General features: G+C 34.0%; 22 protein-coding genes, 2 tRNA genes and 1 rRNA gene. 6 read left to right on the top strand and 19 right to left on the bottom strand.

Annotated features, from left to right (window positions below):
* Positions 1 to 9 precede the first annotated feature (9 nt).
* Positions 10 to 639, bottom strand: a complete 630-nt coding sequence (mobA, locus tag EPK97_RS15460) for a molybdenum cofactor guanylyltransferase (RefSeq protein ID WP_162037529.1) — start codon at positions 637 to 639, stop codon at positions 10 to 12.
* A gap of 119 nt (positions 640 to 758) precedes the next feature.
* Between mobA and moaA the strand changes: the two genes are divergently transcribed.
* Positions 759 to 1790, top strand: coding sequence for a GTP 3',8-cyclase MoaA (gene moaA, locus EPK97_RS15455; RefSeq protein WP_162037528.1), 1032 nt, complete (start codon positions 759 to 761; stop codon positions 1788 to 1790).
* 131 nt (positions 1791 to 1921) lie between these two features.
* Complete coding sequence (locus EPK97_RS15450; protein WP_162037527.1) at positions 1922 to 2461, top strand: DUF420 domain-containing protein; 540 nt, start codon at positions 1922 to 1924, stop codon at positions 2459 to 2461.
* A gap of 188 nt (positions 2462 to 2649) precedes the next feature.
* Here EPK97_RS15450 and EPK97_RS15445 read toward each other — a convergent pair whose 3' ends face one another.
* Together EPK97_RS15445 and EPK97_RS15440 are read right to left on the bottom strand one after the other, a co-directional pair.
* A complete protein-coding gene (locus EPK97_RS15445) occupies positions 2650 to 3141 on the bottom strand; it encodes a gamma-glutamylcyclotransferase (protein WP_162037526.1) in 492 nt (163 codons plus the stop codon).
* A 108-nt stretch (positions 3142 to 3249) separates the two neighbouring features.
* Entirely contained in the window at positions 3250 to 4869 is a 1620-nt protein-coding gene (locus EPK97_RS15440) for a Na/Pi cotransporter family protein (protein ID WP_162037525.1), read from the bottom strand.
* 183 nt (positions 4870 to 5052) lie between these two features.
* Between EPK97_RS15440 and trhA the strand changes: the two genes are divergently transcribed.
* Positions 5053 to 5688, top strand: a complete 636-nt coding sequence (gene trhA / locus EPK97_RS15435; RefSeq protein WP_162037524.1) for a PAQR family membrane homeostasis protein TrhA — start codon at positions 5053 to 5055, stop codon at positions 5686 to 5688.
* A 204-nt stretch (positions 5689 to 5892) separates the two neighbouring features.
* Here trhA and moaD read toward each other — a convergent pair whose 3' ends face one another.
* The 13 genes from moaD to EPK97_RS15370 form a co-directional block, all read right to left on the bottom strand.
* Positions 5893 to 6144, bottom strand: a complete 252-nt coding sequence (gene moaD / locus EPK97_RS15430) for a molybdopterin converting factor subunit 1 (RefSeq protein ID WP_162037523.1) — start codon at positions 6142 to 6144, stop codon at positions 5893 to 5895.
* 29 nt (positions 6145 to 6173) lie between these two features.
* A complete protein-coding gene (mobB, locus tag EPK97_RS15425) occupies positions 6174 to 6662 on the bottom strand; it encodes a molybdopterin-guanine dinucleotide biosynthesis protein B (protein ID WP_162037522.1) in 489 nt (162 codons plus the stop codon).
* A gap of 4 nt (positions 6663 to 6666) precedes the next feature.
* A complete protein-coding gene (locus tag EPK97_RS15420) occupies positions 6667 to 7941 on the bottom strand; it encodes a molybdopterin molybdotransferase MoeA (RefSeq protein WP_162037521.1) in 1275 nt (424 codons plus the stop codon).
* Between the two features lie 14 nt (positions 7942 to 7955).
* The gene (locus EPK97_RS15415; protein ID WP_170295547.1) at positions 7956 to 9071 is read right to left on the bottom strand and encodes a PAS domain-containing sensor histidine kinase; all 1116 of its coding nucleotides are present in this window, start codon (positions 9069 to 9071) and stop codon (positions 7956 to 7958) included.
* Positions 9064 to 9717: a response regulator gene (locus EPK97_RS15410; RefSeq protein WP_162037520.1), complete on the bottom strand. Its 654-nt coding sequence runs from the start codon at positions 9715 to 9717 to the stop codon at positions 9064 to 9066. Before EPK97_RS15410 ends, EPK97_RS15415 begins: the two co-directional genes overlap by 8 nt.
* Before the next feature lie 67 nt (positions 9718 to 9784).
* The gene (locus tag EPK97_RS15405; protein WP_162037519.1) at positions 9785 to 10084 is read right to left on the bottom strand and encodes a hypothetical protein; all 300 of its coding nucleotides are present in this window, start codon (positions 10082 to 10084) and stop codon (positions 9785 to 9787) included.
* Positions 10085 to 10133: 49 nt separating this feature from the next.
* Positions 10134 to 10319: a hypothetical protein gene (locus tag EPK97_RS15400; protein ID WP_162037518.1), complete on the bottom strand. Its 186-nt coding sequence runs from the start codon at positions 10317 to 10319 to the stop codon at positions 10134 to 10136.
* Positions 10309 to 10830 carry a Rieske (2Fe-2S) protein gene (locus tag EPK97_RS15395; RefSeq protein WP_162037517.1) on the bottom strand — a complete coding sequence of 174 codons (522 nt, stop codon included), beginning with the start codon at positions 10828 to 10830 and terminating at the stop codon, positions 10309 to 10311. The genes EPK97_RS15400 and EPK97_RS15395 overlap by 11 nt, the downstream gene beginning before the upstream one ends.
* Positions 10831 to 10930: 100 nt before the next feature.
* The gene (locus EPK97_RS15390; protein ID WP_162037516.1) at positions 10931 to 11494 is read right to left on the bottom strand and encodes a 4Fe-4S dicluster domain-containing protein; all 564 of its coding nucleotides are present in this window, start codon (positions 11492 to 11494) and stop codon (positions 10931 to 10933) included.
* 11 nt (positions 11495 to 11505) lie between these two features.
* Entirely contained in the window at positions 11506 to 13659 is a 2154-nt protein-coding gene (locus tag EPK97_RS15385) for a molybdopterin oxidoreductase family protein (protein WP_162037515.1), read from the bottom strand.
* Positions 13646 to 14719: a hypothetical protein gene (locus EPK97_RS15380; RefSeq protein ID WP_170295546.1), complete on the bottom strand. Its 1074-nt coding sequence runs from the start codon at positions 14717 to 14719 to the stop codon at positions 13646 to 13648. The genes EPK97_RS15385 and EPK97_RS15380 overlap by 14 nt, the downstream gene beginning before the upstream one ends.
* Before the next feature lie 5 nt (positions 14720 to 14724).
* A complete protein-coding gene (locus tag EPK97_RS15375) occupies positions 14725 to 15240 on the bottom strand; it encodes a GAF domain-containing protein (protein WP_162037514.1) in 516 nt (171 codons plus the stop codon).
* Positions 15241 to 15400: 160 nt separating this feature from the next.
* Positions 15401 to 16705, bottom strand: coding sequence for a NarK family nitrate/nitrite MFS transporter (locus tag EPK97_RS15370; RefSeq protein ID WP_162037513.1), 1305 nt, complete (start codon positions 16703 to 16705; stop codon positions 15401 to 15403).
* Between the two features lie 308 nt (positions 16706 to 17013).
* Here EPK97_RS15370 and EPK97_RS15365 point away from each other — a divergent pair, with 308 nt between their 5' ends.
* The 3 genes from EPK97_RS15365 to EPK97_RS15355 all read left to right on the top strand — a co-directional run bounded on the left by EPK97_RS15365 (position 17014) and on the right by EPK97_RS15355 (position 18689).
* On the top strand, positions 17014 to 17340 hold the full coding sequence (locus EPK97_RS15365) for a YbjQ family protein (RefSeq protein WP_162037512.1): 327 nt from the start codon (positions 17014 to 17016) through the stop codon (positions 17338 to 17340).
* Complete coding sequence (locus EPK97_RS15360) at positions 17340 to 17585, top strand: hypothetical protein (protein ID WP_162037511.1); 246 nt, start codon at positions 17340 to 17342, stop codon at positions 17583 to 17585. Before EPK97_RS15365 ends, EPK97_RS15360 begins: the two co-directional genes overlap by 1 nt.
* 195 nt (positions 17586 to 17780) lie before the next feature.
* Positions 17781 to 18689: a DUF4349 domain-containing protein gene (locus EPK97_RS15355; RefSeq protein ID WP_162037510.1), complete on the top strand. Its 909-nt coding sequence runs from the start codon at positions 17781 to 17783 to the stop codon at positions 18687 to 18689.
* A 728-nt stretch (positions 18690 to 19417) separates the two neighbouring features.
* On the opposite strand, the gene EPK97_RS15350 is transcribed toward EPK97_RS15355, so the two are convergent.
* From EPK97_RS15350 to EPK97_RS15340, 3 genes are all read right to left on the bottom strand, one after another.
* Positions 19418 to 19494, bottom strand: a tRNA-Asp gene (locus tag EPK97_RS15350).
* Positions 19495 to 19503: 9 nt separating this feature from the next.
* A tRNA-Met gene (locus EPK97_RS15345) sits at positions 19504 to 19580 on the bottom strand.
* Between the two features lie 188 nt (positions 19581 to 19768).
* Positions 19769 to 19889: ribosomal RNA gene (locus tag EPK97_RS15340) — 23S ribosomal RNA — on the bottom strand; the annotation flags it as partial.

The following is a 19889-nucleotide window of genomic DNA, read 5'->3' as shown; positions in this document are numbered from 1 at the left end:
CAATTGTATTCATCTATCCATATTTTTTTCCCAAGCTGTTAAATCTGCAGGTGTATTCATATTAAAAAATATGTTTCCTTGATTCGTCCATTCTCCCCATTCCTGTTCTAATATCTTGTATGTTGAACGAGAATCAATGAAGGTCGTCATTTTTTTATTACCTTCTTTTAAATACTCATATATTTCATTTTTTTGATTTCGATATACACCAGCTAAAGGGTGCATACGTCCATTATCTATCGGAATAATGATGTCAGACTCGGAATGAGTCAATGTACATTGCTGTAATCCCTTTAAAAAAGAAATATTTATATTTGGCATATCATTAGCTAAAACAAAATACCACTCTGCTTTGATATGTTTCATACCGGAGTATATACCAGCCAAAGGTCCAAAACCTTTAAATTGTTGTTCATCCTGTAAAACTGAAATATTTTTATTCTGTATGAATAATTTATTCAATTTTAGCACATCATTTTTATGGCTTATAATGATCGTGTGCTCTGAAACCTTTTGTGAAATAAATACTAAGTGCTCAATCATCAATTGATCTCTACGAGGGAGAAATGTTTTTGAAGTTCCCATTCTTCTACTTTGTCCCCCTGCTAATATCAATGTAACCCGTTTATGCATATTCATTATCCTTTATCCTTTACATTTTCAACATGAAGCCCTTTTAATGTATTATAATAGAAATACTAAGTTATGAAAAATCAAACTCTTAATCAAAACGTTCTCTCAACTTGGAGGAATCATAGATGATAAATAAAAACTATAGTTCAAATAATTTGGATTCATATCAAAGACCTTTACGCGATTTAAGAATTTCGGTCACTGATCGATGTAATTTCCGATGCTCCTATTGTATGCCTGCGGAGATTTTTGGACCTGATTTTGAATTTTTACCTAAAAACAAGCTTTTATCTTTCGAAGAATTGGAAAGATTAGTTAAAATATTTGCAAATATCGGCGTTGAAAAGATACGAATTACTGGAGGCGAGCCCCTCTTAAGAAAACAGTTGCCTGATTTGATCCATCAAATTTCACAAGTTAATGGAATTAAGGATATTGCATTAACTACAAATGGCTCACTATTAAAAAAATTCACTCCGCATTTAAAAAAAGCAAATTTAGATCGCGTCACAGTTAGTATAGATAGTTTAAATCATGAACGCTTTCAACAGATGAATGGAATAGGACATGATGTAGAACCTATTTTAGAAGCTATAGACGTGGCTCATGAGGCGGGTTTTCCAATAAAAATCAATATGGTTGTAAAAAAGGGAATAAATGAGCAAGATATTTTACCGATGGCTAAATATTTTAAAAATAAAGGGCACACGTTAAGATTTATTGAATTTATGGATGTAGGAAATAGCAATGGATGGAAATTAGATGAAGTTGTTCCAAGTAAACAAATTTTAGATATAATCCATAAAGAAATGCCATTAGAACCTGTAGAAGCGAATTATTTTGGAGAAGTAGCCAAAAGATATAAATATAAAGGATCTAATACGGAGATTGGATTTATTTCCTCTGTAACCCAAGCATTTTGCTCTTCATGTACTAGAGCAAGATTATCTGCTGAAGGGTTTTTATACACTTGTTTATTTGCAAATAAAAGTCACGATTTGCGAACACCTTTAAGAGACGGAGCTACCGATAAAGAAATAGAACAAATCATTCTAAATATTTGGAACAAACGAGATGATCGCTATTCTGAAGATAGACTAAAAGAAACTAAGGAATTAAATAGAAAAAAAGTTGAAATGTCTCATATTGGTGGATAGTGTTCATAAAAAAGTCATGTTTTTTGTAAAAGGTATTATTGTGTTTGAAAGAAATATCGTTTATCCTAAATTAGGATTTTCTATCTTGAATTTTAGTTAAATGAAATTTGAAAATGAATTAGGAGGAACCCATGTCAAACCATTCACCTGTGAAACAACGAAATTTCACACCGTTAATTATCGTTTTATCCATTACACTAGTAGCTGTTATCGCACTACTATACTTTCTACCTTCATATGATGCTGAGGTAGGATTTGATATCACCTTGTTGCCAATGCTTAATGCTATATTTAACAGCTTTACATTTATCTTTTTATTGTTGGCTTTAATTTCAATTAAGAAGAAAAATATTAAAGTGCACCGTAATTTTATTATGTTAGCTTTTTCAACTACATTTTTATTTTTGATTTCATATGTAACATACCATTCTTTAAGTGAATCTACAATGTATGGTGGAGACGGCTTATTACGTTATATTTATTATTTTGTATTATTAACACACATATTATTGTCCATCGTAATCATACCACTGGCACTCATTTCAATCACAAGGGGTTTCAATATGCAAATCGAACGTCATCGTAAAATCGCACGATGGACGATGCCGATTTGGTTATACGTAAGTTTTACAGGTGTACTCGTTTATTTATTGATATCACCTTATTACTAAGATACCCACAAAAGTGAAGTAATAATGCTTTGAAGATTAGTCCTAATACTTTTGCGGGGCCTAGATTTAATAAATCACGTGAAATTCAGTTTAACAATTTTTAATATGATAATAAAAAGGGTATGAGTTCAATACGAGTTCATACTTTTTTCATGCTCAAAATAAATTATATAACCTTTACAATTTGATTATTTCATTAATTGAATCATATGTTCTTTCAAGTTATTCGCATACTTACTGCTTAACAAATCCGTTCCACCTATGATTGCATTTTTATATTTTTCACTCGGTGCAATTTCAGAATCCTCTTTATTAATCACTTCATAAGTAAATGCTTCTATAGGATCACTATTAAACAACACACTCACATTGATTCTTTTGTACATAGGATTTGAAAACTCTGCTCCAGCTCGTTCTCTACGATCAAGATTAGGTATAAGATGATTTGGAATCCAATAAAGAATACCTTCCATGATATGGTCGGGAGTAAAAAGGATATCAGCGATTCCTCCTTTACCCCATTTGTCTGATTCCCTAGTAAATGCAACTCTATAATCCATTAATTCAGCTCTACCTAATACCTCAAACTCATGAACAGTTCCTTGAAATGAGCTTCGATTCATACATGAACCATAAGCAAAATAGTAAGATCTATATTGAGTATCTTGTTTATTCTTCACAATCATCACTTCTTATTTTTTTTATTTTATTATATCAAATATAGCAAAAAAGTGTGGGTCACAATAAACCCACACTTTTTTAAATTTAAATATATAAAATTAATCTCATTACTCACCATAAATAACGTATTGAGCAATATTTTTCGAATGATCTCCCATTCTTTCTAAATTACTCAAGATATCCAAAAATACTGCACCTGAGGTCCCACTACATAAATTTTGATTTAAACGTTTAATATGTGCTTTACGGAATTGTTTTTCCATTATATCTAATTCAGCTTCATTTTCTAATACTTGCTCAGCTAACTCCTTATCATCATTCTCTAAACTTTCGATGGATTGCTGAATTGTTTTGTCTGTAAGGTTAATCATTTTTTTCAATTCAGAACATGCTTCATCTGAAAACTCAGCTTTCTTTAAAATGGATAAATCAGCCAGTTCCATAATGTTCTCTGAATGATCACCTATTCTTTCAATATCATTGATTGACTGCATTAGAACTGATGCTTTTCCTGATTCTTTTTCACTAAGTTCATTCTGTTGAATTTTGACTAAATATTCTGTTGTTTTTTTATCAAGTTCATTAATTAACTCTTCCGTTTGTTCAACCATATTTCTGGCTTTGTCATTTTTATTAAAAAAGTATTCCGAAGCTTCCTGTAAACTTTCTCGTGCCAATTCACCCATACGAATAATTTCATGCTGAGCTTGTCCTAATCCAACAGATGGATTAGATAATAAACGTTCGTCTAAGTATTTGGCTTCAAACTCTAATTCCTTCATTTCACCTGGAACAAGTTTTGTAACAAGATATGCTAACAATCCTACGAACGGTATTTGTATTAATGTGTTAGTAATGTTAAAGAAACCATGTCCGTAAGCGATTTGCATACTAACACTCGCTCCAGTGTAATCCCCTAACCATATGATTATATTGGTTACTGGATATAGAAAAATTAGAAATAAAGTTGCACCTATTATATTAAAAATTACGTGTGCTGCAGCAGCTCGTTTAGCCGCTACTGAGGCACCAATAGATGCAATAATTGCAGTAATTGTTGTTCCGATATTATCTCCAAATAATACAGGTAAAGCTTGGCTTATATTGATCAAGTCCTCTGAAGCAATGGTTTGTAATATACCTATCGTTGCACTTGAACTTTGTACGACCACCGTAAATAATGTTCCAACAACTACACCTAAAATCGGATTGTCCAAATTAATAATAAAATCTTTAAACACTTCAAGGTCTTTTAGTGGTTTAACTCCACTTCCCATCGTTTTCAGTCCGTAAAATAACATTCCAAATCCAAAAATGACTTGTCCTATGTAATTGTACAATTTTTTCTTTAGAAAGAAGATAAGAAATACCCCGACTGCTATTATCGGAAGTGCATAGTTTTGAATTTTAACTCCTGCGATGATAAAAGCTGTCATTGTAGTCCCTATGTTAGCTCCCATAATAACACCAATGGATTGTCTTAATGTCATTAACCCAGCATTGACTAATCCAACAGCTAATACCGTTGTACCTGAAGAAGATTGTATTAATATCGTAACTACTACCCCAACTAAAACACCTAATAACGGATTCGTAGTGTATTTAGATAACAAACTTCTTAATTTGTCGCCAGCAGTTTTCTGTAAGCCTTCTGACATGTACTTCAAACCAAATAAAAAGATCCCTAATCCACCTACAAATTTAAAAATCAAATCCTGCCAGTCCATAAGTCTTCAAATCCCCCTGATTTTAATTATAAACATAGTTCGACAAAAATCGTCCTGTATTATTATACCTAGTTGTGGATGATTTGAAAACAAAAATTTTAAAGAATTTTAAAGATTGATTTACGAATGTGAATTAAGATATGATTTATATATCAAATTATAATAAAGGAAGGGATTTTTTTTATGGAATATTCGCATAAAGAAGAAATAGTTAATGCCATCACACACGGCATTGGAGCTTTACTGAGTATTGCAGCGCTTGTTTTATTGATCGTGTTTTCAAGTCTATATGGATCTCCATGGCATATTGTTAGTTTTACAATATTTGGAACTTCATTAGTTTTACTTTATGTATTTTCCACCTTATTACATAGTTTTAAAGAAGGTGTTACAAAAAATGTATTTGAAGTGTTAGACCATTCAGCTATTTATTTGTTAATTGCTGGATCATACACACCATTTGTATTAGTAACACTTAGAGGACCATTAGGATGGACATTATTTGGTATCATATGGGGATTGGCAGTTATTGGAATTGTCTTTAAAGTGTTTTTTGTAAAAAGATTCATTATAATGTCTACAATTTTTTATGTTTTAATGGGCTGGATGATTATGATAGGTATTAAACCTTTGTATGAGAATATGATGTTAAATGGTTTTATTTGGTTAGTGCTCGGGGGAATATTATATACCGCTGGAACTATTTTTTACGTTTGGAGAAAATTCCCTTACCATCATGCAGTTTGGCATCTATTTGTACTTGCAGGAAGTGTGTCCCACTTCTTCGCTGTTTTATATTTACTACCTGATTTATTATAAGGCGAACTATAAGATTGTAGAAATGTGCAGCTATAAGGAAAATAAATGTGGATTTAAGCCAGTTTTAGGAAGCTGTGGTATAAAGGTGCCAAAACAAGTGGAATTAAGTGTGGGTGGGCGTCTCGGCTCTTAAACGGGACGGATTGATTTCGACATTTGCCATTTCGTGGATGTGCTGATGTCGAAGTTGCCACTCAAAGATAATCACCCTCCACTTACAGGTGGAATAAAAGCAACTTCATCATGATCTGAAACAGCAGTATTTTGATCTACATATTCCTGATTAATCGAAGCAAAGCTTTTATCTAATTCATCTATAAATGCTGTTGAAGAATATTGTTTTTTCAACAATTTTTTGACACTTTCAACTGTCATACTCGGTTTAATAAGATCTATTTCAATTTCACGAACACCAGCCGCATCAGCTAAACCAGCAAATAATAGTATTTTTATCATCTTAAAACATCTCCTTTTTATATTGTTCTTTACTTTTGTGAATAAATCAAAGACAAAATTGAATTGATATCATCTATTGAAAACACTGGAAGATCATTAAATTTAACAGGAATCCATGTTACAGCAGCAATGACATTTTCCAAACTAGAGAGAAGTTCGATTTCGTCTTCAGATTTGATCATAACAATTTTCTGATATTTTTCAAGTTTAAAACCTTCCACAATGATCAAGTCTTTGTCCTTCATTTGCATGATTAGCTTATTTAATGGTGTATATTTTTTGTGTATAATACAGGTTTCGTTTCCTTTATCAGATGTAATTGCGATACTATCTGCACCAGCCTTCTGATACATCCAAGTATCTCTTCCTTCCATATCCAGCTCAAACTCATGTGCATCATGTTTAATCGCTCCAACCATGAACCCATCTATTTGTAACTTTTCAATTAATCTGCATACTAAAGTCGTTTTCCCAGTATTTTTGTATCCAACAATTTGAATGACTTTTGGTTCTTTCATGTTATCACTCCAATTCCTTTAACCGGATCACTGTAACCATATCTCCTTTACTTAATCCTTGACCACTAGGTGGTATTATAATTAAACAGTTCGAATCTTTTATGGAAACCATAATACTTGATTTATCCTCACCAATAGGTTTGACATACACAGAACCCTGATCAATCCTACTCTTTGCTCTTATAAATCTTTGGAATGCATTTACTTTTGTAAAATCCTCCTCAAGATACGCTGTGAAAGTATCCGGATATAACTGCTTTGCTCCCTGCATTCCTTTTAAAACAGGACGGATAAACAATTCGAAACCTATAAAACAGGCACCAGGATTGCCTGATAATGCAAACAAAAAGTGATTTTGAAAAACACCAACTGTTGTGGGACTACCAGGGCGCATGGCTACTTTATTGAACAACATCTCCCCAGCCTTCCACTGTTGGAAAAAATCAAACATGATATCATAATCACCAACAGAAACGCCCCCTGTGGTAATCACAACATCTACGGTTTGAATCAACTCTAATATTTTATTTTTTGCAATATTTAAATCATCTGGCAATTTATCTATCCATACTGGATTTCCCCCTGCTTCTAATACAAGAGAAGTAATCATGCTAGAATTACTGTTTTTAATTTTCCCTAGTTCTAAAGGTTCCTGAATATCTTGAAGTTCTGATCCAGTGGCAATGATAGCAACTGTAGGTTTTTTATATACTTCAATAGAGTGATATCCATACGTAGCAAGCAGGGCTATTTCCCCAACACCAATTTTCCTTCCTTTGTTCATTAAATGAGTGCCTGATTCAATTTCTTCACCAATATTTGTTACATTTTGTTTTTTGTTAATCTCTCTTTTAACACGAATGTATTTTTTATCATTTTCAATAAATTCTTCGGTCATTTCAAACATAATGACCGCATCTGCTCCGTCTGGTAACATTGCACCTGTCATAATTCTCGCGGCTTGTTTTATTGAAATAGATTGTGAAGGTACTTTACCAGACGGTATTGTTTCTATAACTTCTAATATGATTGGATTTGAGGAAGAGATATCCTTTGTATCTATTGATCGTATCGCATAACCATCCATACCTGATCTTCGAAAATGAGGGAGGTCAATTGGGGCAATAAAATCTTGCGCCAATCGCCTCCCAAACGATTCAATCAAAGGAACCTTTTCAATATCAACATTTTGAATATGTTTAAATATAAGCTTCTGGGCTTCTGAAACTTGTACTATGTTTCGCTTGAATTTTGAAGGAATATCTTTGTTTCCATTCATATATCGTCTTCCTCTCACATAAGACTCTTCACTTGTGATTTATTTATGGTGAGTTTAATTTGAGTACCTTTTTCAGGCTCAGATTCTATTTCTAAGTGTCCATTCACAGCCCTTGCCCTCTCCTCCATACTAAATAATCCTACACCCTTCATATCAGGTTGTCTTACAAACCCGTGACCGTAATCCATAATACTAACTACAATCTTACTATCATCCTCCATCATTTTCACAAATGCTTCAGAGACATCTGCATATTTACCTATGTTCGTCAAAGCTTCTTGAATTACACGATAAATTGTTGTTTCTATATCTATTTCCAGACGTTTTTTTATATTCGTATCTAATTGTACTTCAATACCATAATGCTGAGAATATTCCTTCAAGTAGGAGCGAATAGCTGGAACTACACCTAAATCATCTAAAACAGAAGGTCTAAGCTCCCAAGACATGTTACGAATATCTTGTATGATATTCGAAACATCATTCCTCATTAATTCTAAGCTATCATGTTCTATGTCATGAGATATCTGATCAATTTGTATGAGTAAAGAAAACAATCGCTGGCCAATTCCATCGTGTAATTCCCTAGATATTTTCCTTCTCTCGTCCTCTTGCACATTCATTAATTTAGTCATCATGTTTTTAAGTTCTTTTTCTGCTTGTTTTAGCTTTGTAATCTCTGTCCGAATTGATAAAAACTGATAAGGTTGGTTTGTTTCGTTTAAAAAAGGCACGATTGTTGTGTTTACCCAATAATACGACCCATCTTTCGCTTTATTTTTTATTTCACCTTTCCATACCTTGCCATTCAATATCGTATCCCATAAATCTCTCATGAATTCTTCAGAGTGAAGTCCAGAATTAACAATACGATGATTTTGTCCTATTAACTCTTTTGTTGTATATTTGGAAATTTCACAAAACTTATCATTTACATAATTAATGATGCCATGCTGATCAGTTACTGCCACGATGGACGATTCATCTAGTGCCGTTTTAAGATCCACCAATTGATTTAATGTTTCTTGTAATTTTTCCTTTGTTTTCGAAGAAACGATACTAGCATCTATATTCGAAAGAAGTTGTTTTACATTTTGATTAATATCAGGATATAGATTATTTCTATTCAAAATGAAGCAACCCCTTTTTCAAGGCATATTTCACTAATTCTGGCCTTGTTCTTAGATTCAACTTCTCCATTAATTTGCTTTTATGTGTTTCAACTGTTTTAACACTAATATTTAATTGCTCACCGATGTCCTTATTGGCATACCCTTTAGCTACCCAAGTTAGTACTTCTTTTTCACGATCAGATAATAAATCAAAAGTATCAAAGTTTTCACCCTGTTTTACTTTCTCCAAATACTCCTCCATAAGTGTTCTGATTGCTGAAGGGTATAAATAAGCAGATCCTGACGCCACACATTGAATCGCGTTTAATAATTCCTCATGTGGAGCGCTTTTAAGAATGTATCCAGAAGCCCCAGCTTGAATCACTCGAAACAAATATTCTTCATCATCGTGCATTGTAAGAATCAATATGTTTATTTCTGGCATTATTTTTTTAAGTTCTGTGGTAGCTGATAGGCCATCTTTTCCATGTGGCATACTGAGATCCATTAATACAACGTCAGGTTTTAAATCAAGTGATTTTTGAATGGCCTCATTACCTTCTGCAGCTTCACCAATGACTTCAACATGTGGATTTGCATCTAACAACATCATTAGACCAGTCCTGACAACGGCATGATCGTCTACGATAAGAATTTTTGTCATATCATATCCCTACTTCCCATGAATATAGATATTTTAATTATCAGTTTATCATAAATGTTAAAATTGGTTAACCGCAATGACGACAGCCTTTTTTATTTGGAAACACTTGAACACTATATCCGTATATGGAGGTTAGTATCTCCAATTCCAATTGTTCCTCAATATAGGAAATTAATTGCTCTTCATTTTCCCAGCTACCTTTACCTCTAATCTCTGTTGTAGCAATTTCCATATTGTCCTTTTCTTTGGTTTCTATAAAACATTCTGCTTCTTTACCAAATAATTCACTCATCTGTCTCTTTACTTTATCCGATAATGCTAACCCTTTTTGTTGAATGAAACATATCTCCATGCGAAAATCATTCATCTAGTCCACCATCCTTTTTAAATAGTTCAAATTAGGTTATGGGGTACAGTTATACATTCTTTTCTTTATAGTAGATGAATAGTGCTACTGGGAATAATACCAGATTTAATACTGCATAAATAACTGTCGCTGTATAATCTTCATAATAATATTGATGAATCGCTTTTTGAGTAAATATAATGTTTAAAAAAAGCACGGCACACAGTAAAATAACCCCTCGATAACTACGTTTCATATCGTTTCACCCCTGTTGCTACGATTTTACCCGCTTCAACTTGAATTGTAATTTCAGGAAGTGGTCTTCTAGGTGGTCCAGCTGTTGGTGAACCCGTTTTTACATCAAAAAAGCCGTGGTGACATGGACATACAAGTTCGCTTTTACTTTGTTCCCAAAAAACTGGGCAACGAAGATGTGTACATGCATTTTGATATGCTTTAAATTCATTTTCACCTAATCGGACCAACAATGCTGAATCATGATCAGTGGGATATGCAAATTCAAATGCATCCCCAACCTTTAATTTTTTTACATCTATAATTTCTTTTTTGGGATATTTTTTCTCTCTTAAACCCATTAACTCTGTAGCAGCAATAGAACCCCATGGTAATGTAGAAACTGCAAATAACCCTGCAGCTCCAACCATCGTTTTCATGAAACCTCTTCGATCTAATTTCCGTTCATTATTTTTATTAATATTATGAGTATAATTATCTTCGTCAAAAGGGATTTTATTATTTTTATCCATTTTTTCACTCCCTAACGATTATTTGAATTTATTGTTCTAATGTAGGATCAGCACGTCCTGTGCTGAAAAGCTAGATGTTTTGCTTCACTTTTTTGGGTGTTTAAAATAGTTTTTCTTTACCTTCTAATATACCCGGCAAACTGACATGTACATTCGTTTTATTTTCCAAATATGGATCTTCCATACTAGCCATCATTCCATTGTTTAATCTAAATTGACTTTTCTTCACAGCCAGCTCTTCTTCTGTTACCCATTGTAAAGTATTCGTAGGACATACACTTGCACACATAGGTGGTATACCATCCTTCGTACGATCTATACATAAATCACATTTATACATTAAGTTTTGCTCTACATCAAATTTTGGAATTCCATAAGGGCAAGCGATCGTACAATTTTGACAACCAAGACATTTTTCAGTCATTGCTGATAATACCGCTCCAGTTTCATGTACTTGAATCGCTTGAACTGGACAACTTCTTGCACATGGAGGGTTTTCGCAATGCAAACACATCATTGGCATCGTTTGACGGTCTACAAATGGATTTACATCTATCACATAATTTCGATTTCTTTGTTCATGCCCACCGCACTGTGTACAAGCAGCAAGGCATGAACGACAACCAATACAATTTTCTAATTCAATATATAAAACCTTTTTCATATGTTCACACCTCACTTTTTCTCTATTTGTGCAGCGCATACTTTAAATTCCGGCATACGTGACATCGGATCTAACGCAGGGATTGTTAGTAGATTAATAGATTTTTCATGATCCCAATGATATGGGACAAATATAGTATCTTTACGTATCGCTTCTGTTATTTTAACTTTGTAATATGCTTCCCCTCGTCGTGTGTATAAACGAATAACTTCATCATGTTCAATCTGATACTTCATAGCCATTTCTGGATGAATTTCTACATAGGGTTCAGGACACATATCTTTTAAAAATGGAATTCTTCTCGTCTGATTTCCAGATAAATAGTGATAAACTACTCTTCCAGTTGTTAACCTAAGAGGATACTTCTCATCTGGTTCTTCAGCAGGTGGTCTATATGGAAGTGCACAAATCTTAGCTTTTCCATCTGGATGATAAAATTTCTTATCCAAAAACATGTGAGGCGTTCCAGTCGCATTTTCTTCATTACATGGCCAAAATACTCCGTTTTGTTTTTCGATTTTTTCCCATGTAGCACCTGAATAATCTGCATTACCTCCCTTTGTAGCTAATCTAAATTCATCAGCTACATCTTTTGCCGTTTTTAAATGTTCAAAATACTTACCTTTTCCATATCGTTTAGCAATTTCAACTTGTATTTCCCAATCGGTTTTACTCTCTCCAATCGGTTTTTGAGCTTGATTAATCTTGATAATTCTTCCTTCTAAGTTAGTGACCGTTCCCTCATCCTCTGACCAAGTAGTAGTCGGTAAAACTACGTCAGCAAACTCCGCAGAATCGGATAAATAGAAATCACTGCAAACCATAAAGTCTAAATTTTTCATTGCATTTCTTACAAAATTTAAATTTGGTGCAGATATAGCTGGATTTGAACATAATAAGTACATTCCACGAATGGTCTTTTGTTCCATGAGTTCGAACAATTCATATGCGGAAACCCCAGGTCCAGGCATTTCTTCAGGCGTAATGCCCCAAAATTCACATACTTCCTTTACATGTTGTGGATTGGTAATCTTTCTATATCCCGGAAGTAAATCTGATTTCTGCCCATGTTCTCTTCCGCCCTGTCCATTTCCCTGTCCTGTGAACGTAGCCACACCTGATTTAGGTCTTCCTATTTTCCCTGTGACCAAAGACATATTAATATAACCAGAAACATTATCTACACCTTTAGATTGTTGTTCAATTCCTCTAGCAAACAGAACAATGCCATTCGGTGCTTTTCCATATATTTCTGCTGCTTTAATCAGTTTTTCTGGACATACTCCAGTAATTTCACTTGTATATTCAGGTGTGAAAATTTCTACTAATTCTTTTGTTTCTTCAAATCCGTTAGTATGTTGATTAATAAATTCATCATCAATGTGCCCATTTTTAATTAATAAATGCACCATACAGTTCGCTAAAGCTAAATCCGTACCTGGTTTTAAATCTAAATGAAGATCAGCACGTCTAGCAATCGGTGTCTCACGAGGATCAACAACGATCAGATACCCACCACGATTCTGCACTTCCCATATTCGATACATAGAAGTAGGGTGACATTCTGCTGTATTACTACCAGCAATAAATAGACAATCTGTTTGGTGTAAGTCGGTCCAAGGTAAACTGGAACCACGATCCACCCCTAGTGATCTTAAAGAACCACCTGCAGCACTCGCCATACAAAATCGACCATTGTAGTCAATGTAACGTGTCTTTAATGCTACTCTTGCAAATTTACCTGTTAAATAACATTTTTCATTCGTCATTGATACACCGCTATATACAGATAAGGTATCATCACCATGTTTCTCTTGTAATGCTTTAAAGTTCTTTACAATAAGATCAAGAGCCTCATCCCAACTAGCTTCACGAAATCCCTCTTTTGTTCCTTTTTTAGAAGCATCGTCACGTATTAATGGTTTTAAAAGGCGATCTTTATGATTTGTTTGTTGATATGCAGTGACTCCTTTAGGACACATTTTACCTTCTGTTACAGGCCACTCATATCGGGGTTCTACACCGATGATTTTATTAGTTTTAGTGTTTACACGAAGGTTCATCCCACATTGCATACCACAATAACTACAATGTGTTTTAATCAGTTCTTCATTTGGATGGATGACATTCTTCGGAATCTCTCTTAATGCTTTATCCCCTTGCATCTTGATTCGCCTCCTTTGCTTTTGTTAGATGAGTTTTTACACCACTAAATTTTGAAATCCGATAATTTCGGCGACAAGGTAAACATAACTCTGCTAAGTGGAAACCCTCTTCTTTTTTAAATTGAATTGCGTTTTGATCTAAGACATGTATCACATCATTAGATTGTTCAGTAGATACAAATTCATTGCTACAAACTTTACATTTTTTCATGGATTGATTTGCATAATGCTCTCTGTAGTTTTTGACATAGATACCTAAAGGTCTCATAGGAATATGAGCAAGTTTACCAAAAGGTAAGTAAATTAATGTCACAATCACTGAAAATTGATGAACTAGTGATAATTCAGGTTGGATAAAACCATGGAAAAACACATTACTCACGGTAAGTAATAATCCCGTAATACTTATAAAAAGAAGCATATATAAGGGCATAAAATCAAATATAACCGTCTGTTCAGCCCTAGCTTGCAAATTTTTCAAACGTCTATAAATGGCCATACTTGCTCCAGTAATAACCATAATTGCTGTAATGTTTAAGGAGTTATAAAAGAGGAACGCTAAAAACCCATCCGCACTGATTTTCATCAAATTTAAGCCCATGAAAACGACCGTATAAAATCCATTATCATCCATCGTAAAATACATCCATCCAAATACTAATGGGAAAGTTACAAAACAAGAGATAATCACTCCCCATCCCATGAGCATATGTTGAAACCATCTATAAATACCTCTATTCCATATGAAACGTTGCATTCCGATATCAGTGGTTGTGGTTTTAACCGTTTTTTTACGAAAAATTAGTTTTTTTCCTTTTTTGATCATTAATTTTGCAGGTGGCCTTTCACTCCAACTTAAAAAGCGGTAAAATAAACCGATTAAAAATACCAACGTACCCACCATGTAACCATATAAATTTAAATCCATATGAGTAAACATTCTTGATCCAACATAAGTCATTATGAAAAGAATCAGAATTGTAAAAAATAGATGCATCGCAAACCTAGAAACAAACGCTCTTTGAATGGAGGGTTGATTTTGATTTACTTTAGTATTCATTCAGGTTAACCTCCTAACTTTCTATTTGTTTTATTTGAATTTGGTGTTCTAATTGATTGAAATATATCTCTATCTTCTTGTTTATTATAATTTTGAATCATAGAACCCAGTTGTTCCGCTATGCTTTCTAATAATTCAACGGTTTGTTTATCAAAATCTCTTAGGATCCTGCTACCTATCATCAATACTCCAGTAACAGCATATTTCAAAGTAACAGGTACAGCGGCAACAGCTTCCAAACTTTCAGCGAGTAATATGGGGTATTCGCGAAGATCAATTAACCTTTTATCATATTGAGAATCAAATATCACAGGGCGACCATGTTTAATGACCTGACCAGCAATTCCTTTTCCTGGACGAAGTCTTATACGTTTATAACGCTCGTTTCGGTTGCCAGAAACGTATTTCCAACGAATGATATATTCTTGATGATCTAGGATAGCAAATCCTGCAAAATCACTTGAGCTTAGTAATCGAATACCTTCTAAATGCTTCTCAATCTCTGGTTGCAAGCTGCCCATTTGGAAAACCTCCTTTCTTATAAATCCAGATAAATTTTTCAGAAATGTTAATACTAATAACTTAAGATGAATTTAAGTGAGGGCAGATCCCCCACTTAAATTTCAATTCATAAATCTTTTACAATGATTCTTTTAAATGATATCAGGGAATTCCCTCACCCTAACATTTGATTTCTGCATTTTTACGTGAATACCAGTACCAAGTGACGAACAAACTAATAACGTAATATGCCATAAATGCATATAGTGCTGCATTTGGTGAACCTGTTGCAGAAATGGATGTACCAAACGCTTTAGGTATAAAGAAGGCACCATAAGCTGCGATTGCAGATGTGAAACCTAACACAGGAGCTGCTTCTTTCGGTTCAAATATAACTGGAATCATACGGAACGTAGAACCATTTGCTACCCCAGTTGTTATAAACAAAATCATAAACATAAGGAAGAATCCCCAGAAGTTATCTGCATTTAAGAAGTAAACGACTCCACCAGTTGCTATGATCATGATAATAACATCCCAGAATGTAACACGAGCTCCACCTAATTTATCAGCCATCCAACCTCCTACAGGACGAATCAGTGCTCCAACTAATGGTCCAAGGAAAGCATATTGTAATGGATTTACTTCAGGAAATTGTGTTTTGATTAGTAAAGGAAATGCTGCAGAATAACCGATAAAAGAGCCAAAACACATCGTATATAACCAACTCATAATCCACGTATGTTTTCTTTTAAAAACAACAGCCTGTTCTCTAAAAGAAGCTTGAGCTGAAGCTAAATTGTTCATTCCAAAAAAGGCTGCGATACAAGTAATTACAATAGGTATAACCCAAACGTAAGCTGCATTTTGCATCCACACTTCTCTTGTCCCGCTGTCCGTAATCATCGTTTGAGATTCTCCACCAAAAACTCCAAACATGCTTAGTCCTATAACCACAGGGACTAAAAATTGAACAACACTTACACCTAAATTACCTAAGCCTGCATTTAATCCTAATGCTGCTCCTTTTACCTCTTTTGGATAAAAGAAACTGATATTCGCCATGGAAGAAGCAAAGTTACCTCCACCAAATCCGCATAATGCAGATAAAATAGCCATTGTCATAAAAGATGTTGTTGGATCTTGAACTGCCATCCCTATTCCAATAGCTGGAATTAGTAATGACGCTGTTGTGATTATCGTCCAGTTTCTACCTCCAAATATAGGAACCATAAAACTATAAAACACTCTCAATGTTGCACCAACTAAACCAGGTAATGCTGCTAAAGTAAATAATTGGTTGTCAGTAAAATTAAACCCAATACTGTTTAAGTTAACTGCTACTGCGGACCATACCATCCACACACAAAATGCTAACAATAAAGCTGGAATTGATATCCATAGATTTCTAGTCGCTACTTTCCTTCCTGTTTGTGTCCAAAAAGTTTTATCTTCTGGTTCCCATCTTTTAATTGAACTCTGCATCCTAATCTCCTCCAGATCTTATAATTAAGAAAGAATTAATTTATACTTTTATTGTAGATTCAAAGGTAGGATATGTAATTCGGGGAACTCCCTGAAAAGGGTTGGTAAAAACCCCTATTTCATAAACAAAAAACACTAAATAGTCAAAATGATGTCTAAATCAAAATCGAACACTCATAAGAACATTAACAAATCATAAAATGGAAAGAATAATTTGAAACACAATACAGAATCTAATCGTATAAATAGTATGAAATAATATGTACTTTTCTAAAACATTCACTTTAAAAAAGAAATGAGGTAATAACATGATCGTTGTAACAACAGAAAATTTAAAAGGTTACAAAGTGAAAGAGACAAAAGGACCTGTATTTGGCGTTGTTGTACGTGCAAGAGGGATAGGAAATGACATTGTGGCAGGTTTACGCTCATTAGTTGGGGGAGAAATAAAAGAATATACTGTATTACTTGAGGATTCAAGAAAACAAGCCATTGATCGTATGGTAGAAAATGCAAGTGTGATGGGTGCAAACGCCATCATCATGATGCGTTTTGATTCTGGTTCAAATGGACAATTAAGTGAGGTTGCTGCTTATGGTACGGCTGTCATTGTAGAAAAGGTAGCTGATGAATAATGGATTCCTTTTTCTATTTTTTTGCTTTTACACCTATTCTGATCATCTTAGGAGCACTTCTTCTTCAACCCCTTTTAGATAGAAGAGCAGATTTCCAAGACGGTGATAAAATTCCACCTGGTTATGAAGAAACAAATGAGATCTTTATTGATCCCATTTCAAAGGAACGTAAACAAGTTTATTACAATTCAAAAAATGGAGATCGATATTATAGAGTTATAACCAAACCGAGAAAAGATGATTGATTTAATGAACAAGCATATACTATTAGTAATGAAAACAAAACCCATAAAATGAAACGACAATCAAAGTTTCATATTTTGGGTTTTTTCACTTTGAGAAATTATGATTATTTCGTGTAATTAACATTCATAAAATAATTCTAATGGTGAAACATTTTATATTTTAACTACGTTCATTATAAAAAGGGGGAAATACAGATGAAAAAGAAAATAAGGTTTATTTTTATGATTGGGGTAGTTTCGGTTCTATTGGCTGCTTGCAGTAGTGTTGAAAAAATTAGTAATGATCTATCATCAATCGCAACTGAGGAATCGTCAGGAGAAGAAGCAATTTTTGATGAAGCTGATGCTGATGTATATTTTAGTGAGTCCAATGAAAGTTATGAAGAAATACAGTCTGAATCTGTTCAAAAAAATACAGAAAGAATGATCATTTACAATGCTAACCTATCTATCGATGTAGAGGATTATTTACAAACTCAACAAAAAATAGAGCAAATTTTATTACATATGAAAGGGTATATCGTAAATTCATCAGTATATCGTCATTCAGAACAAAATATAAGTGCACAACTTGATGTAAGAATTCCTCAAGCTCAATTTACTAAATTTTTAGAAGAAGTAGAAGCTCTAAGTATAAATGTAACGAATCGAAATATATCTGGTACAGATGTAACCGAAGAATATGTAGATTTAGAGTCACGTATGAAATCAAAAGAGATTGTTGAAGAAAGACTTTTAGGGTTTATGGAAAATGCAGATAAAACGGAAGATTTATTAAAAATATCAGATAGTCTGGCTAGAATTCAAGAGGAAATTGAGCAAATTAAGGGCAGAATGATTTACTTACAAAATCATAGTGCCTTGGCAAGTGTCTCTATTTCCATCAATGAAGAGAAAATCAGTGTCCCTGAGTTAAATAATAAAAATTTAAATGTTTGGGCTAAAACAAAAGAACAATTTGTAAACTCAATGAATGGAATCATACACTTCTTTTCAAATTTATTTATTCTCCTGATTGGTAATTCACCTATTTTAATCATTTTAGGACTGATTACAGTTACAGTGATCTTTTTCATTCGTAGATACAGAAACAAACAAGAGTAGTTATATATCAAGAATTTAAGGACTAATATAGAATAATCTAAAATTTATAAAAGGGACTCCATAATGGAAGTCCCTTTGTCTTATTTCATTTTGGAACTAGAGGAGACTTGCTTAAAGAAAAACTAAAAACTAAAGGAAATAAAAGGTCTTATTCCGTACGATCTAAAGAATTTCATAATATAACGGGAAATTATGGTCTTAAATTGCTGTTTCAAGGCTAGATATGGTAGTTTGATGTGAATATGAATGATATAAGACCACGGATTCCCGCTAATTTTTACTTTGGGCTAATTTTTTAAAGATAAGACCAAAAATTCCCGCTATTTCATAGCTAATTCAACTTCAGACTAGAAAAAAAGAACTTCCAGTTCTTTTTTGATGGCGGAGCTGACTGTATATACCCCAAAAAGTGACGCTTATGATTCTATGTATTCACCGATTACTTTCCGGGGACCCCTTAGCCACATGTAGTTAAAGACTGCGATGTATTCCTCCCGAAGTTTATGCTTCGACGAACCCCTATGGGTTCATCATCCCTAGTTACCAACAAAAAAAGAACCTTCATTCCTTCGGTTCTTATTTTAATGGCGGAGCTGACGGGATACTCTTCACTTCGTTACGAGACTGCGATGTATTCCTCCCGAAGTTTATGCTCCGACGAACCCTTCTGGGTTCAACATCCCTCTTATTTGTAAGCATAAAAAAAAGAACTTCCAGTTCTTTTTTGATGGCGGAGCTGACGGGATTCGAACCCGCGATCTCCTGCGTGACAGGCAGGCATGTTAGGCCTCTACACCACAGCTCCATATGTAATTGGTTGCGGGGGCAGGATTTGAACCTACGACCTTCGGGTTATGAGCCCGACGAGCTACCAGACTGCTCCACCCCGCGTCATTATGTATAGTGTTCCCTGAAAACTAGATGCGAAACAAAGAATTATAAATGGAATTACATTTGTTACTGGGCCCCGAAAAAGTACTCGGTCGATCATAAACTGCCACTTCCTGTGGCAATTCCGACACCAGTTCATCCATGAACTGGGAATCAGCTATGATGAACTCACTTTTTTGAGTATATATTTGGATAAGCCCTCGACCGATTAGTATTCGTCAGCTCCATGCATTGCTGCACTTCCACCCCGAACCTATCAACCTCGTCGTCTTCAAGGGGTCTTACTAAATTGGGAAATCTCATCTTGAG

This window comes from Chengkuizengella sediminis, assembly GCF_010078385.1.
Lineage (GTDB): Bacteria > Bacillota > Bacilli > Paenibacillales > KCTC-33759 > Chengkuizengella > Chengkuizengella sediminis.
This window is presented reverse-complemented; position numbering and strand designations above follow the sequence as displayed.

Bases quoted from the DNA above. Each gene is read 5' to 3' on its own strand.
- mobA (WP_162037529.1), bottom strand. From the start codon at position 639: ATGAATATGCATAAACGGGTTACATTGATATTAGCAGGGGGACAAAGT.
- moaA (WP_162037528.1), top strand. From the start codon at position 759: ATGATAAATAAAAACTATAGTTCAAATAATTTGGATTCATATCAAAGA.
- EPK97_RS15450 (WP_162037527.1), top strand. From the start codon at position 1,922: ATGTCAAACCATTCACCTGTGAAACAACGAAATTTCACACCGTTAATT.
- EPK97_RS15440 (WP_162037525.1), bottom strand. From the start codon at position 4,869: ATGGACTGGCAGGATTTGATTTTTAAATTTGTAGGTGGATTAGGGATC.
- trhA (WP_162037524.1), top strand. From the start codon at position 5,053: ATGGAATATTCGCATAAAGAAGAAATAGTTAATGCCATCACACACGGC.
- moaD (WP_162037523.1), bottom strand. From the start codon at position 6,144: ATGATAAAAATACTATTATTTGCTGGTTTAGCTGATGCGGCTGGTGTT.
- mobB (WP_162037522.1), bottom strand. From the start codon at position 6,662: ATGAAAGAACCAAAAGTCATTCAAATTGTTGGATACAAAAATACTGGG.
- EPK97_RS15420 (WP_162037521.1), bottom strand. From the start codon at position 7,941: ATGAATGGAAACAAAGATATTCCTTCAAAATTCAAGCGAAACATAGTA.
- EPK97_RS15410 (WP_162037520.1), bottom strand. From the start codon at position 9,717: ATGACAAAAATTCTTATCGTAGACGATCATGCCGTTGTCAGGACTGGT.
- EPK97_RS15405 (WP_162037519.1), bottom strand. From the start codon at position 10,084: ATGAATGATTTTCGCATGGAGATATGTTTCATTCAACAAAAAGGGTTA.
- EPK97_RS15400 (WP_162037518.1), bottom strand. From the start codon at position 10,319: ATGAAACGTAGTTATCGAGGGGTTATTTTACTGTGTGCCGTGCTTTTT.
- EPK97_RS15395 (WP_162037517.1), bottom strand. From the start codon at position 10,830: ATGGATAAAAATAATAAAATCCCTTTTGACGAAGATAATTATACTCAT.
- EPK97_RS15390 (WP_162037516.1), bottom strand. From the start codon at position 11,494: ATGAAAAAGGTTTTATATATTGAATTAGAAAATTGTATTGGTTGTCGT.
- EPK97_RS15385 (WP_162037515.1), bottom strand. From the start codon at position 13,659: ATGCAAGGGGATAAAGCATTAAGAGAGATTCCGAAGAATGTCATCCAT.
- EPK97_RS15380 (WP_170295546.1), bottom strand. From the start codon at position 14,719: ATGAATACTAAAGTAAATCAAAATCAACCCTCCATTCAAAGAGCGTTT.
- EPK97_RS15375 (WP_162037514.1), bottom strand. From the start codon at position 15,240: ATGGGCAGCTTGCAACCAGAGATTGAGAAGCATTTAGAAGGTATTCGA.
- EPK97_RS15370 (WP_162037513.1), bottom strand. From the start codon at position 16,705: ATGCAGAGTTCAATTAAAAGATGGGAACCAGAAGATAAAACTTTTTGG.
- EPK97_RS15365 (WP_162037512.1), top strand. From the start codon at position 17,014: ATGATCGTTGTAACAACAGAAAATTTAAAAGGTTACAAAGTGAAAGAG.
- EPK97_RS15360 (WP_162037511.1), top strand. From the start codon at position 17,340: ATGGATTCCTTTTTCTATTTTTTTGCTTTTACACCTATTCTGATCATC.
- EPK97_RS15355 (WP_162037510.1), top strand. From the start codon at position 17,781: ATGAAAAAGAAAATAAGGTTTATTTTTATGATTGGGGTAGTTTCGGTT.